The 13,410-nt window shown below is 65.4% G+C and carries 15 protein-coding genes; 8 read left to right on the forward strand and 7 right to left on the reverse strand.

From position 1 onward, the window contains the following. Positions 1 to 50 precede the first annotated feature (50 nt). Positions 51 to 1,238, forward strand: coding sequence for a fumarylacetoacetate hydrolase family protein (locus tag QCE73_RS21380; protein ID WP_309883463.1), 1,188 nt, complete (start codon positions 51 to 53; stop codon positions 1,236 to 1,238). Here the strand turns inward: QCE73_RS21380 and QCE73_RS21385 are convergent. From QCE73_RS21385 to QCE73_RS21405, 5 genes are all read right to left on the reverse strand, one after another. Beyond that, on the reverse strand, positions 1,235 to 1,705 hold the full coding sequence (locus QCE73_RS21385; protein WP_309883464.1) for a hypothetical protein: 471 nt from the start codon (positions 1,703 to 1,705) through the stop codon (positions 1,235 to 1,237). The two genes, QCE73_RS21380 and QCE73_RS21385, sit on opposite strands and share 4 nt — an antisense overlap. 15 nt (positions 1,706 to 1,720) lie before the next feature. Further along, the gene (locus QCE73_RS21390; protein ID WP_309883465.1) at positions 1,721 to 2,107 is read right to left on the reverse strand and encodes a hypothetical protein; all 387 of its coding nucleotides are present in this window, start codon (positions 2,105 to 2,107) and stop codon (positions 1,721 to 1,723) included. An 89-nt stretch (positions 2,108 to 2,196) separates the two neighbouring features. Continuing rightward, positions 2,197 to 3,180 carry a substrate-binding domain-containing protein gene (locus QCE73_RS21395; protein ID WP_035502238.1) on the reverse strand — a complete coding sequence of 328 codons (984 nt, stop codon included), beginning with the start codon at positions 3,178 to 3,180 and terminating at the stop codon, positions 2,197 to 2,199. A gap of 70 nt (positions 3,181 to 3,250) precedes the next feature. Further along, positions 3,251 to 3,649 (reverse strand): DUF302 domain-containing protein, encoded by a 399-nt coding sequence (locus tag QCE73_RS21400; RefSeq protein ID WP_309883466.1) that lies wholly within the window; start codon positions 3,647 to 3,649, stop codon positions 3,251 to 3,253. Position 3,650: 1 nt separating this feature from the next. Beyond that, positions 3,651 to 4,157 (reverse strand): GAF domain-containing protein, encoded by a 507-nt coding sequence (locus tag QCE73_RS21405; RefSeq protein WP_309883467.1) that lies wholly within the window; start codon positions 4,155 to 4,157, stop codon positions 3,651 to 3,653. A gap of 351 nt (positions 4,158 to 4,508) precedes the next feature. On the opposite strand from QCE73_RS21405, the gene QCE73_RS21410 reads away from it, so the two are divergent. The 4 genes from QCE73_RS21410 (at position 4,509) to QCE73_RS21425 (ending at position 9,366) form a co-directional block, all read left to right on the forward strand. Beyond that, positions 4,509 to 5,750 carry an ROK family transcriptional regulator gene (locus QCE73_RS21410; protein ID WP_309883468.1) on the forward strand — a complete coding sequence of 414 codons (1,242 nt, stop codon included), beginning with the start codon at positions 4,509 to 4,511 and terminating at the stop codon, positions 5,748 to 5,750. Next, complete coding sequence (locus QCE73_RS21415) at positions 5,740 to 7,284, forward strand: sugar ABC transporter ATP-binding protein (RefSeq protein WP_035502243.1); 1,545 nt, start codon at positions 5,740 to 5,742, stop codon at positions 7,282 to 7,284. The genes QCE73_RS21410 and QCE73_RS21415 overlap by 11 nt, the downstream gene beginning before the upstream one ends. A 106-nt stretch (positions 7,285 to 7,390) precedes the next feature. Continuing rightward, positions 7,391 to 8,347, forward strand: coding sequence for an ABC transporter permease subunit (locus QCE73_RS21420; RefSeq protein WP_404989805.1), 957 nt, complete (start codon positions 7,391 to 7,393; stop codon positions 8,345 to 8,347). 71 nt (positions 8,348 to 8,418) lie between these two features. Next, positions 8,419 to 9,366, forward strand: coding sequence for an ABC transporter substrate-binding protein (locus QCE73_RS21425; protein ID WP_309883469.1), 948 nt, complete (start codon positions 8,419 to 8,421; stop codon positions 9,364 to 9,366). Between the two features lie 7 nt (positions 9,367 to 9,373). Here the strand turns inward: QCE73_RS21425 and QCE73_RS21430 are convergent, their stop codons facing one another. Further along, positions 9,374 to 10,288, reverse strand: a complete 915-nt coding sequence (locus QCE73_RS21430; protein ID WP_309883470.1) for a hypothetical protein — start codon at positions 10,286 to 10,288, stop codon at positions 9,374 to 9,376. 113 nt (positions 10,289 to 10,401) lie between these two features. Between QCE73_RS21430 and QCE73_RS21435 the strand changes: the two genes are divergently transcribed. From QCE73_RS21435 to QCE73_RS21445, 3 genes are read left to right on the forward strand one after another with little or no spacing between them, the layout of a single operon-like run. Continuing rightward, the gene (locus tag QCE73_RS21435) at positions 10,402 to 10,902 is read left to right on the forward strand and encodes a molybdopterin-dependent oxidoreductase (RefSeq protein ID WP_035502250.1); all 501 of its coding nucleotides are present in this window, start codon (positions 10,402 to 10,404) and stop codon (positions 10,900 to 10,902) included. After that, a complete protein-coding gene (locus tag QCE73_RS21440; protein WP_309883471.1) occupies positions 10,899 to 11,447 on the forward strand; it encodes a nitrogen fixation protein NifQ in 549 nt (182 codons plus the stop codon). Before QCE73_RS21435 ends, QCE73_RS21440 begins: the two co-directional genes overlap by 4 nt. Before the next feature lie 57 nt (positions 11,448 to 11,504). Continuing rightward, positions 11,505 to 11,906, forward strand: coding sequence for a winged helix-turn-helix domain-containing protein (locus tag QCE73_RS21445; protein WP_035502254.1), 402 nt, complete (start codon positions 11,505 to 11,507; stop codon positions 11,904 to 11,906). On the opposite strand, the gene QCE73_RS21450 is transcribed toward QCE73_RS21445, so the two are convergent. After that, entirely contained in the window at positions 11,903 to 13,213 is a 1,311-nt protein-coding gene (locus QCE73_RS21450; protein WP_309883472.1) for a DUF2325 domain-containing protein, read from the reverse strand. The two genes, QCE73_RS21445 and QCE73_RS21450, sit on opposite strands and share 4 nt — an antisense overlap. Between the last annotated feature and the right edge of the window lie 197 nt (positions 13,214 to 13,410).

Below are 13,410 nucleotides of genomic sequence, written 5' to 3' on the forward strand. Positions count from 1 at the left end.
ACGCACGCGGGCTACGATCGGTTTTCCTTTCCCGCCCGTCATTCGCCTACATGCAAACCGTCAACGTCTCCTCCTTTCTGCCCGAAGATTTCGCCGATGCCGTGCTGATCGGCCGTGTCTGGCGTCCCGCGCCGGTGAACGGTCCCGCCGTCGTCGCGGTGCGCCGCGGTGAGGTGTTCGACATCACGCGCGCCGCGCCGACGACCGCCGATCTCTTCGACAGCGCCGATGTACTCGACATCGCCCGCAATGCCGAAGGCGAGCATCTCGGCAACGTTCAGGACTTGCTGCAAGCGACGCTCGACGGTTCCGCCGATGCCGCACGCCTGCTCGCGCCCTGCGACGTGCAGGCCGTGAAGGCGTGCGGCGTCACGTTCGCGGTGAGTCTGCTGGAACGCGTGATCGAGGAGCAGGCCGGCGGCGACGCGAGCCGCGCGCAGGAAGTGCGCGACACGATCAACAAGCTGATCGGCGCGGATCTGTCGAAGATCAAGCCGGGTTCGGAAAGCGCGGCGAAACTGAAGGCCGAACTGGAGCGGCGCGGCGCGTGGTCGCAATACATGGAAGTCGGCATCGGGCCGGACGCGGAGGTGTTTTCGAAGTCGCAGCCGATGTCGTCGGTGGGATTCGGCGCGGACGTCGGCCTGTATCCGACATCGCAATGGAACAACCCCGAGCCGGAGATCGTGCTCGCGGTGAATGCGCGCGGCGAGATCGTCGGTGCGACGCTCGGCAACGACGTGAATCTGCGCGATATCGAAGGACGTAGCGCGCTGTTGCTCGGCAAGGCGAAGGACAACAACGCGTCGTGCGCGATCGGCCCCTTCGTGCGACTGTTCGATGAACGCTTCACGCTGGATACGGTGCGCGCTTCGAGCCTGTCGCTGCGCATCGAAGGCGCGGACGATGGCTTCGTGCTCGAAGGCGTGAGCCACATGAGCGAAATCAGCCGCGATCCGGCCGATCTCGTCACGCAGACGCACGGCGCGCATCATCAGTATCCGGACGGCTTCATGCTGTTCCTCGGCACGATGTTCTCGCCGATCAAGGATCGCGATACGGAAGGCGGCGGGTTCACGCATCATCTCGGCGATGTCGTGACGATCTCGACGCCGAGCCTCGGGGCGCTGGTCAATACGGTGAGGTTGTCGACGGAGATCGAGCCTTGGACGTTTGGGGTACGCGCGTTGTATCGGAGTCTTGCTGCGCGGGGGTTGTTGGGGAAGGCGATGAGTTAAGGTCGTGGGCGCTGTGTCCCGGGTGGCGCTTCGATCAACCGGAACGCGGCGCCGTCGAATCGATAGTAGTAAGTGCCCGGGCCTCGTTCGTTTCTGCTTCCGCGAACGATCAGCAACGAACTGTCCTTCCGGTAACTCAGAGGCTCGGTGATATCGAGTGGCCAGTCTGAGACGGTGAAGGGAAGCATCACGACCTTTCCCGTCTTTGCGTCGATCGCGGCGGCCGTGACGCAGCCGGCTCCGCAGCCCCATTCGGTCATGATGAAGTGCCCGGCGAAGTTGACGGGAGCGCTTGCCGCTTCGGTGAGTTGCGTGATGTAGCGGCGACTTTCGCGCGTCGTCAACCGTAGCTTGACGGGTCCGTGCGCCTGTTCGACCGTTGCTGGATAGTCCGCGAAATTCGGCTCGGCGTCGTGAGCGAAACCCGGAATGGGCGCTGCGATGAGCAGCAGGCAGAGGGCGAGCAAGTGTTTTCGCACGGATCAATACCAGTGATGTCTTTCCCAGAAATCTCTTGCCGCTCTTGCCGAATGGTAGCGACCGTAGATATAGCGAATCCGGCCCTGACATTTCTCCACGGCATTGCCAAACGACTTTTCCCCGTGGGGATTCAGATCGTATTGCGCGTGCAAAAGCTGAAACAGACCTCGCGCACTTGAACCGTGATTGCGGTTATCCACGATGCCGCTCGACTCTTGGGCCAGAATCCAGAGCAAATGATCGTAGTCCGCCTCGGAAACAGCTTCGAGGCGAATGGCGTCTCTGAGCGCGGACCGAACGTAGAGCGGCACGACGTCTGTGGGAATAGCTTTCCACGCTGTGTTCGGCTGCTTGAACTGGCGGTGGTGATGAGCGTGTTGAGTCGTCATGCAACAGTTTCCTCGTCGAAGTCGCACCTTTGCCGCACAACATATGCGAATTCGACGAGACGCCCTACACGATCATTCCTAAAGCCCTCTCACGACGCCCCGAACCGAAACCCCTTCGCCTGCCCCTTCGTCACCAGCTGAACCGGCGTCTCCATATACGGCGACAAATCCCTTTGCCGCCGCTTTTCGAGCAACGCCTTCACCGCGACATCCACGCCGAACACCGCCTGCCGCGCGCCGAACTGCTCGACCGTCGCGAGCAGGCGGCCGTCGTCGAGCATCGGCTGCACGGCGTCGATATTGTTGTACCCCGTCACCAGCACGCGGCCCTTCTTGCCGGCAATACGGATCGCGTCGATCGCGCCCATCGCGATATTGTCGTTCGCGCAGAGCAGGCCGCGCACATCCGGATGCGCGTAGAGCATCTGCAACGCGATCGACTTGCCGCTCGCCGCGGTCCAGTCGCCGCCGTCGGAATCGGCGATGCGCATGCCCGCCGCGTTCATCGCATCCTTGAAGCCGAGCGTGCGCTGCTGCGCGTTGAGATCGTTCGACGGCCCCTCGATGATGCCGACCTCGTCGCCCGCCTTCAGCTTCGAGCCGAGATACGCGCCGACGAGCTTCGCCCCGCGCCGGCTATCCGGCCCGACGAACGGAATCGTGATGTTCGCCGCGTCCTGCGCGGCTTCGTCGAAGGGATTATCGATCGCGATCACGATGATGCCCGCGCCGATCGCCTTCACGGCCACGGGCAGCAGCGCCTTCGAATCCGCGGGCGCGATGACGATCGCGTTGACTTTCGCGTCGATCAGCGTTTCGACGATGTGAATCTGCCCGGCCACGTCGTTGTCCGTGAGCGTGCCGTTCGTCGCGAGATCGAGTTGCGACGCGTAGTGCCGCTGGTAATTGCGCGCGCCCTCGATCATCGACGTGACGAAGGGATCGTTCAGCGACTTCATGACGAGCGCGACGGTGGCCTTGTCGGACGCCGCGCGCACATCGCGCGCACGCGCGAACGCGCAAGCGCTCAGGGCGCAGGCGGCAAGCAGGCGTCGGCGGACAAGGCTCGTCATGGAATATCGAGACGGAAGGAAAACGTCTCATTGTAGACGCACGCGTCCGGCCGCCGATGACGCCAAATTGTCAGCGCGCCGCCGCCTCCACGAGCGCGGCCACGCCGCTCACGGGCTTCATCGCGTCGGCGTCGAGCCCGTGACGCGCGCGCAGATATTCCGTCGCGTTATAGGAGAGCCACGCGCGGCCGTCCGCGCCTTCCCACGACAAAACCTTGAGCGGCAAATCGAGCGCGGCGGTCGGCACGGCCTGCATCAGCGGCGTGCCCGCCTGCGGATTGCCGAACACGAGCAACTGGCTCGGCGGCATCGCGAGGCCGGCGCGGGCGGCGTCGCCGCTGAAGTCGATGCGCGCGAAGAGCATCAGTCCCCGCGCGCGGATCAGCGCTTCGAGCTTGTCGGCGGTGTCGATGGCGCCGTGCGCGCTCGCAATCGTGACGACGCCGTTATCGGTCGGCCCGGTGGACATGTCAGCGCTCCGTTTGCTTGCCCCACGCGAGCGCGACGAAAGCCGTGCACAGCGCTTCCATGCCGAGCGCGTCTTCATCGTCGAAGCGGTTCGGCACGGGGCTGTCCACGTCCCATACGCCGATCAGCGTGCCATCGCTCGCGACGAGCGGCACGACGATCTCCGAGCGCGACGCCGAATCGCACGCGATATGTCCGGGAAACGCATGCACGTCCGGCACGACCTGCGTGCGCCGCTCACGCGCCGCCGTGCCGCAGACGCCGCGTCCGAGCGCGATGCGCACGCACGCCGGCTTGCCCTGAAACGGCCCGACGACGAGCTCCGTGCCATCGAAGAGATAGAAGCCGGCCCAGTTGAGATCGGGCAGCGAGTGATAGACGAGCGACGAAAAATTCGCGGCATTGGCGATGAAGTCGGTTTCATCGGCGATGAGCGCGCGGGCTTGCTGCAGCAGGTCGTCGTATTGCGCGGCCTTGCTGGCGTGCGTGGCTTGGGAAATCGAGAACATGAAGCGACGAAGGAAGTGTCGAAAAGTGTCGCCGACGATAGCACATCGATCCGCCCGGCGCTTCGCCTGGCGCCGCCCGTCGAAAGCTGGTTTATCGCCGGCCGTAAGCTCGCCGGAAAGCATCGGCGCCCGGCTTGGCACTGTCGATTGCATCGCCTAGTGTGAAAGCGCACCGGGTCCGCGATTTGCGTCCTCAGAGCATCGCGCTTCATGCGATCGCCTCTTCAAAACGTGCTTAAAAAAGCAGCTCCGGGATTTCCCTCCTTTACTTCGACGCGCCGTCAGTCTTAAATAAATCAACTTGATTTAATTAATGGCCGCGACTCGATGGCCGTCCTTCGGAGACAGCGCGTGAAATCCCCAAGCGGCAGAGGAAGCAACTCCGCAACCGTGCGCCGGTACAACGAGCGCCTGCTGTTGCAGGCGCTGCGGCGCGCCGAGCCGGCATCGAAAGCCGAACTCGCGCGTCACGCGAATCTGACGAGCACGGCGGTCGGCAGCATCGTCGAGTCGCTGGAAAATGCGGGACTGATCGAATACACCGGCCGCCGTCTCGAAGGCCAGCGCGGCCAGCCCGCGTCGCTGATCCGGCTCGATCCGCGCGGCGCGTTCGGTATCGGCGTGCGGCTGGATCGCACGGGCATCGAGACGGTGCTCGTGAATTTCGCCGGCGACGTGCTCGCGCGCAGCGCACTCGATGCCGTGCTGCCGCATCCGGCCGAGGCGCTGGAGATCGTGCGGCGCGACATCGGGAAGATGCTCGGCCTGCTCTCGGCCCCGGAGCGCGAGCGGCTGGCGGGCGTCGGCATCGCGCAGCCGTTCAATCTCGGTAGCTGGCTGCGCGAACTCGGCCTGCCCGCCGAAACCTTCCGCGCCTGGGACGAAACCGATTTCGCCGATGAACTCGGCCGCGCGCTGTCGCTGCCCGTCTTTAGCGAAAACGACGGCAACGCCGCCGCGACCGCCGAACTCTTCTACGGTCACGGCCGCCGCTGCGACGACTTCGTTTATCTGTTTCTCGGCTCGGCCATCGGCGGCGGCATCGCGATCAACGGCGACTGTCTGCGCGGCGCGTCGGGCAATGCGGGCGACATCGGCGTGATTCCCGTGCCGCCGAGCCGCCTGCCGTCCGCGCCGCAACCCGCGGGACCGTGGGACATCCTGCTGTCGCGCGCGTCGCTGAACGCGCTCGTGCGGCATCTCCACTACTGCGGCGCGGCGGCGGACAACCGCATCGACCTGCAGGCGTGCATCGAGCAGCGTCTTCCGGCTGTCGACGAATGGATCGACGACTGCATCGAGGCGCTCGCGCCCGCCCTGCGCGCGACGCTCTGCGTGCTCGACGTGCCGATGGTCGTGATCGATGCCGATATCGACGGCGGCCTGCTCGACCAGCTCGTCAAGCGCCTCTCGACGACGCTCGCCGCCAACGCGCCCGAAGCGCGCGGCACCCCGACGCTCGTGCGCGGCTCCTTCGGCCCGGATGCGGGCGCGATCGGCGCGGCCACGTTGCCGATGTTCTTCAACTTCTCACCGCGCGCGGCGATTCGCCACGCGGGCATCAAAACCCAAGAGGTGAACCATGCCGCATGACCCTTCCACCCGAACGCCGCTTCTGGAAATGCGCGGCATCAGCAAGACCTTTCCCGGCGTGCGCGCGCTCAACGACGTGCGCCTGTCCGTCTATCCCGGTGAAGTGCATTCGTTGATGGGCGAAAACGGCGCGGGCAAGTCCACGCTGATGAAAATCCTGTCGGGCGCGTATCAGGCCGACGCGGGCGGCCAGATTCTCATCGACGGCAAGCCGGTCACCATCGACGGGCCGCTCGCCGCTCGCGCGCTCGGCGTCGCGGTGATCTATCAGGAACTGAGCCTCGCGCCGAATCTTTCCGTCGCGGAGAACATCCACGCGGGACGCGAGCTGCGGCGCAACAGGCTGGTCGATCGCAAAGGCATGGAGCGCGGCTGCGAGGATGTGCTCAAGCGCCTCGGCGCGAGCTTCAAGCCGCATACGCTCGTCGGCGATCTGTCGATCGCGGAGCGGCAACTGGTCGAAATCGCACGCGCCGTGCATGCACATGCGCGCATCCTCGTGATGGACGAGCCGACCACGCCGCTTTCCTCGCGCGAAACCGATCGTCTCTTCGAGCTCGTGCGCACGCTGCGCGCGGAAGGCATCGCGATCATCTACATCAGCCACCGGATGGCGGAGATCTATGAACTGTCGGATCGCGTCTCGGTGCTGCGCGACGGATCGTACGTCGGCACGCTGATGCGCGAGGAACTGTCCGCCGACAGCCTCGTGAAGATGATGGTCGGCCGCGACATCTCCGGCTTCTACAAGAAGCAGCACGCACCCTACGATCCGGGCAACGTCGTGCTGTCCGTGCGCGATATCGCCGACAACAATCGCGTGAAAGGATGCAGCCTCGACCTGCACAAGGGCGAAGTGCTGGGCATCGCGGGACTGGTCGGCGCGGGCCGCACGGAGCTCGCGCGCCTGATCTTCGGCGCGGAGGAAAAGGCGCGCGGCGAAGTGTCGATGCACGGCAAGCCGGTGAAGCTGCGCACGCCGCGCGACGCGATCGACGCGGGCCTCGTCTATCTCACCGAGGACCGCAAGGGCCAGGGCCTCTTCCTCGACATGAGCGTGCGCGACAACATCAATATCACGGTCGCCGGACGCGATGCGAAAGCGGGCGTGATGGATCTGCCGCGCGGCAACACGCGTGCGAAGGACGCGATCGCCGCGCTCACCATCCGCGTGCCGAACATGCGCGTGAACGTGGGCGCGCTGTCGGGCGGCAACCAGCAGAAGGTGCTGCTGTCGCGTCTGCTCGAAACGAAGCCCGACGTGCTGATCCTCGACGAGCCGACACGCGGCGTCGATATCGGGGCGAAGTCGGAGATTTATCGAATCATCAACGATCTCGCGCGCTCGGGCGTCGGCGTGATCGTCATCTCGAGCGAGCTGCCGGAAGTCATCGGCGTGGCGGACCGCGTGCTCGTGATGCGCGAAGGCGAAATCGCGGGCGAACTCGGCGGCCATTCCGGCAAGCCGATTTCGCAGGAAGGGATCATCGAACTGGCGACGGGCTCGAAGGTCGCGCTCGATCAGGCGGCGTAAGACACCAAGGAATCTGGAGAGAGACATGGCTAACACGACGAAACACCACGACACGGGCACCACGCCGGTTGCGAAGGCGGAAAGCACAACGCAACGACAGAACCGCATCGAACATCGCGAGCGCATGCAGGTGCTGATGCGAACCGCGGGCATGCTGCCCGTCCTGATCCTGCTGTGCATCGGCTTCGGCGTCGTGACGGACGGCTTCTTCAGCTTCCAGAACCTGTCGATCGTCACGCAGCAGGCATCGATCAACATCGTACTCGCGGCGGGCATGACCTTCGTGATTCTCACGGGCGGCATCGACCTGTCGGTCGGCTCGGTGCTGTCGGCGGCGGCGGTCACCGCGCTGCTCGCGTCGAATATTCCGGGCTGGGGATGGCTCGGCATTCCGGCCGCGCTCGCAGTCGGTCTCGGCTTCGGCGTCGTCAACGGCCTCCTGATTGCGCTTCTGAGACTGCCGCCGTTCATCGTGACGCTCGGCTCGCTCACCGCGGTGCGCGGTATCGCGCGGTTGATCGGCCACGACACGACCATCTTCAATCCGCAACTGTCGTTCGCGTTCATCGGCAACGACACGCTCTTCGGCGTGCCCTGGCTCGTGATCATCGCGATTGCGGTCGTGATCGTGTCGTGGTTCGTCCTGCGCCGCACGGTGCTCGGACTGCGCATCTATTCGGTCGGCGGCAATCCGGAGGCGGCGCGTCTTTCGGGTATCAAGGTGTGGGGCATCCAGCTCTTCGTCTACGCGATCTCGGGCTTGCTCGCGGGTCTCGGCGCGGTGATGTCCGCCGCGCGTCTCTATGCCGCGAACGGCTTGCAGCTCGGCCAGTCGTACGAACTCGATGCGATCGCCGCGGTGATTCTCGGCGGCACGAGCTTCGTCGGCGGCGAGGGTTCGATCGTCGGCACGCTGGTGGGCGCGCTCATCATCGCGGTGCTGACGAACGGTCTCGTGCTGCTCGGCGTGTCGGATATCTGGCAATACATCATCAAGGGCCTCGTGATCATCGGCGCGGTGGCGCTCGATCGTTACCGTCAGCGCGGCTCGGCTCGCACCTGATTCCCGCTATCCGGGCGCACTCGGTCCGCGTGCGCCCGCTCTCGAAAAAAGGACCAACTGGAGACAACAACATGCGCAAACACAATAAGCTTTTCGCCAGCGTCGCACTCGCTCTCGGATTCACCCTGTCGCTGTCCGCGCACGCCGCCGACAAGCAGTTGAAGTCCGTCGGCATCACGGTCGGCTCGCTCGGCAACCCGTACTTCGTCACCATCGCGCGGGGCGCGGAAGCGAAGGCCAAGACGATCAACCCGAACGCCAAGGTGCAGGCGGTGTCGTCGGACTACGACATGAACAAGCAGTTCACGCAGATCGACAACTTCATCTCGGCGCACGTCGATCTGATTCTGCTCAACGCCGTCGATCCGAAGGCGATCGAGCCGGCGGTGAAGAAAGCGCAGAAGGCGGGCATCGTCGTGATCGCGGTCGATGTCGCGGCGGCGGGCGCGGACGCGACCGTTCAGACCAACAACGTGCAGGCCGGCGAAATCTCCTGCGATTTTCTGGCGAAGAAGCTCAACGGCAAGGGCAACGTCGTGATCGAGAACGGGCCGCAGGTATCAGCGGTGATCGATCGCGTGAACGGCTGCAAGAGCGTGCTCGCGAAGAATCCGGGCATCAAGATCCTGTCCGACGATCAGGACGCGAAAGGCTCGCGCGAAGGCGGCATGAACGCGATGCAGGGTTATCTCACGCGCTTCCCGAAACTCGACGGCGTGTTCGCGATCAACGATCCGCAAGCGATCGGCACGGACCTCGCGGCGAAGCAACTGCATCGGAACAACATCGTGATCACGTCGGTCGATGGCGCGCCCGATATCGAAACGGCGCTCAAGTCCGATACGATGGTCCAGGCATCGGCGAGCCAGGATCCGTGGGCGATGGCGCAGCAGGCGGTGAGCGTCGGCTACGACCTGATGAACGGCAAGAAGCCGAGCAGCACGACGATCCTGCTGCCGTCGACGCTCGTCACGCGGGAGAACGTCGGCAGCTACAAGGGCTGGTCGTCGCCGCGCTGAAGCGTCGTCATTTGATCGGCACGACCCGCAGCGCGCTCGGCTTGTCCGGCGCGCTCGACCGGTCCACCACGATCAGACGTTTGCGCGCGACATCCACCGCGACGCCGCGCGGCGCTTCGAAATCGTCGGCGACCACGGTGGCACGGCCGCGCTTCGAGAAGCTGCAGACGGCGTGCGCGCCGCACTTCGTGTAGAGCGTGCCGTCGGGCGTCGCGGCCATCAGGTCGGGCGCATCGACGGTCGCGAAAACATCGCTCGCGGGCACGGGCGCGCTCGCCGCCCGCGCCGCCTGCAAATCCACTTTGTAGATGCGATTCGCGGCCTGATCGCTGACGTAGAGCATGTCGCCGACCGCCGCGAGCCCGACCGGCTTCCCCAATCCGGTGACGATGTCGCGCTCGATCATTTGCCGGGGCGCCGTGCCGCGCGTGATCACGCTGACGCCGCCTTCGGCCGGCGCGCTGCCTTCCTTCACGAACCAGCTCGACAGAAACGTGCCGCTGTCGAGTACGAGCAGACCGAGACGCCGCCGCGCGGAATTCGTGTCCGACGCGAGCGCGACCTGGCCGCTCGGCGCGACATCGAAGACCGCGGCCGCCGTGCCGAAGCCGAATTGCTCGACGAGCAGATGTCCGTTCGGCGCGAACGCGATCTGGCTCAAACCGGTGCGCTCGCCCGCAGCAGCCGGAATGCGCGCATAAACCGAGAACGCGGGCGCGTCCTCGTCGCCGATATGCGTCGTCATGACGATAGCGTTGGTCCTGTCATCGGTGACGAACACCGCGCCGTCCGAATCGCGCACCGCGACGCCGTTCGGCGTGCCCGCGAGCGGCACTGTCTGCGCGGTCGTGCCCGGCGCGACCGAGCCGCACGCCGCGAGGAAAACCGATACCGCGATTGCCGCAATCAGGCGCCGATTCATGCGCTTCTCCCGTCGATAAGCCGAAGATCATGTCCGATATGCCGCGAGAAACATGGCATCGGGCCGGACGTCGTAATATATTCGGAGACATAACGCTGCTCAAGGCCACATTCATGGACCTCGCATACTCGATTCCTTCGCCGTCGATCGCCGCTCAACCCGTTGTCGTCGAGATCGGCGGCGCGGTGCAAAGGCCGCTCACGCTCGATCTTGCCGCATTGCGCGAATTCGCGTGCGCGAGCATCGAGCCGTTCGACCTCGTGTGCTTTTCGACGGGCCGCTACATCCGTCCGATGGGAAGCTATCGCGGCGTCCAGTTGCGCGCGCTGCTCGACGCGGCGGGCGTGCGCCGCCCGGACAACACGGATTTCAAGCGCACCGTGTTTCTCGCGCACGCGCACGACGGCTATGCCGTGACGTTTTCATGGCACGAGCTGTTCAATACGCCGATCGGCGCGCAGGTGATCATCGCGTATGAGTGCGCGGATCGCGAACTCGGCGTCGAGGACGGCCTGCCGGTGCTCGTGTCGGGCGCGGACACGGTGCACGCGCCGCGCCACATGAAGCGCCTCGTGCGCGTGGATGCGCACGTGCTGGGCACGTCGCATCGATGAACGAATCAGCGCGTGCGCTGCTCGCGCACGCCGCCCATCCCGATGCGCCCGATTCCGTGCTGTTCGCGCGGCTCATCGGCGCGCGCGTCGAATCGGGCGATCTGCTTCTGCTCGGCCTCGACGCCGCCGCGCTCTCGCGGCTCATCGGCCGGCATTTTCCCGGCGCAAAGATCGATCGTCCGCCGGGCGCGATGCTGTGGTCGGCGCACTGGCCGTTCGTGCGCGATCTGCGCGGCCTTCTGATGTGGCACGACCGCACGGCGACGCGGCATCGGCAAGACGCGCTGTGTCTCGCGGCGATCATCGCCGCCGCGTCGCTGCGGCCCGATCATCTGTGGCGCGATCTCGGCCTCGCCGGACGCGACGACGTCACCGACATGCTCGGGCGTCACTATCCCGATCTCGTCGCGCGCAATGTCGCGAATCTGCGCTGGAAGAAGTTTCTCGCGCAGGAAGTCGCGCATGCGCGAGGTGAAGCGCCGACCTGCGCGCCGGGCTGTCCCGGATGCGAGGATTACGCTTTCTGCTATCCGGACAACCGATAACGCCGACGGCTCCGCCCTGAAACGCTCGTCCGATTTCCTTCGTGTATTCTCTCGGGCATGGCGACGACCCAGAAAACCACCGAAAGCGCAAAGGTCACTGACACGGCGAACCAGCCCGCCGAAGTGCGCTTTCGCATGCGCATCACGAAAGGCGAAACCATCGCGATCGGTCCGGGCAAGGTTTCGCTGCTGGAAGCGGTGCACAAGCACGGCTCGATATCGGCGGCGGCGCGCAGTCTCGACATGTCGTACCGGCGTGCGTGGCTGCTCATCGACGAGCTCAATCGCGCGCTCAAATCGCCCGCGACCATTTCCGAGCAAGGCGGCCAAAGCGGCGGCGGCTGCGTGCTGACGCCGGTCGGCGAGAGCATCGTCCGGCTTTATCGCGATGTCGAAGCGCAGGCGCAAGCGGCCTGCGCCGGGCAGATCGAATCGCTCACGCAGTTGCTCAAGCCTTAACCGTGACGCAGGCAGAACGCGGAGGGCGGCGGCGCGCTCGTATGCGAGTTCTGCGCGCTCGCGGTCAGCCGCGCGACAAATTCCACGAAGCTCGCGACGCTCGCCGTGCGCAGCGGCGAATACTCGACGCCGTGCCGCTCGCAGACGCGCTTCAGCATGCTCATCGAATCATGATCGATGCAGTCGACGGGAAAGAGCACCACATCCGCGTTAGGCAGCGCGGCCGCGAGTAGCCCCTTGCGATCCTCGATGCCGCCGTCGTGGACGATCAGCTCACCGCCCGCCGTCGCGACCAGCGCCTTCAGCACCGCGTTCGAATTCGGCCTTCCACCGACATAGACGACGCGCTTGCCACTGACCCATTCGATGCCGCGCCGGCGCGCGCCGGGTTGATCGTCGGCGTCCAGCGTCGCGCGTTCCAGCGCCGCGCATTCGGCCTGCACCACCTTCAAGAGCGCCTGCGCTTCGCCGAGCTTGTTGCGCAACGCACGCGTCTGTTCCTCTTCGGACAGCGCGCGCTGCTCGGCGGCCTCGCGTCGGCTCGTGTGCAGCGCGAGGCGACGTTCGCCGTCCTCAACTTTTTCGCGCAGACGCTCGACTTCCGTTTCGATATCGGCGGCCGACCGGTCCGCCTTGCGTTGCCCGAGCGCGGCGAGTTGCAGCGCGTGCTCGTTCGATTGCCTGACGGACGCATCGCGTTGCGCGCTCAATTCGAGCAGACGCGCCTGCTGGCGCTCGATCTTTTCCCTGAGTTCCTGATTCTGCGATTCCAGCGCGACGAGACGCCGGATATCCGCGCGATTCGCCGCGCCGACCAGATGCGACAGCATGTGCAACTCACCGAACGCCGACTGCCGCACTTCGATGCTCGCGTGCGGATGCGACATCAGCGCCCAGTACGCGGGCGGAATATCGCCGGATTTCAGCGCGTCGTTCCACAAATCGAGCAGCGCCTGCGGATCGCGTGCGGCGTCGAAACGGCGGATCGCGCCGGCGTAACGTTCGTCGAGCACCTTGTTCAGCGCCTTCGCGCCCGCGCCGCCCGCAATCGCGAGTTCGACGGCCGCATGATGAATCTCGAGGTCGCTTGCGTGATGACGGTCGAGGTCGGTGAACTTCGGCACGAGCTTGCGCAGTTCGCCCGTCGAAAGACAGGTGCCGATGACCGAGCAATGCAGATGCGAATCCAGTTCGGCGAGACGCGCGCGACGGCGGGACGTGCGCAGATCGGCCTCGGTCGGCTGACAGCATGCGTCGCGTGCGCCGAGCGCGCTCGTGCGGGCAAGTTGAAACGGAGGGGTCTGCATGATCACCTCGTGCTCGATCGGCTGGCCTGACGTGCCTCGTAATATACCACTGAATATAGCGACGGCAAAAAGACGGAGCGGCGCACCGAACGCGGGCCATATCCCGCGCGCACCGTGCGGACAGGGCGTATCCTACGACTTCGGCGCGCCGGCCCGGCCTGCGAAGGCCGCATCCGCGAGGCATGCGACGCCTGACG

It is taken from the genome of Caballeronia sp. LZ029 (genome assembly GCF_031451275.1).
In the GTDB taxonomy this organism is placed as follows: Bacteria; Pseudomonadota; Gammaproteobacteria; order Burkholderiales; family Burkholderiaceae; genus Caballeronia; species Caballeronia jiangsuensis.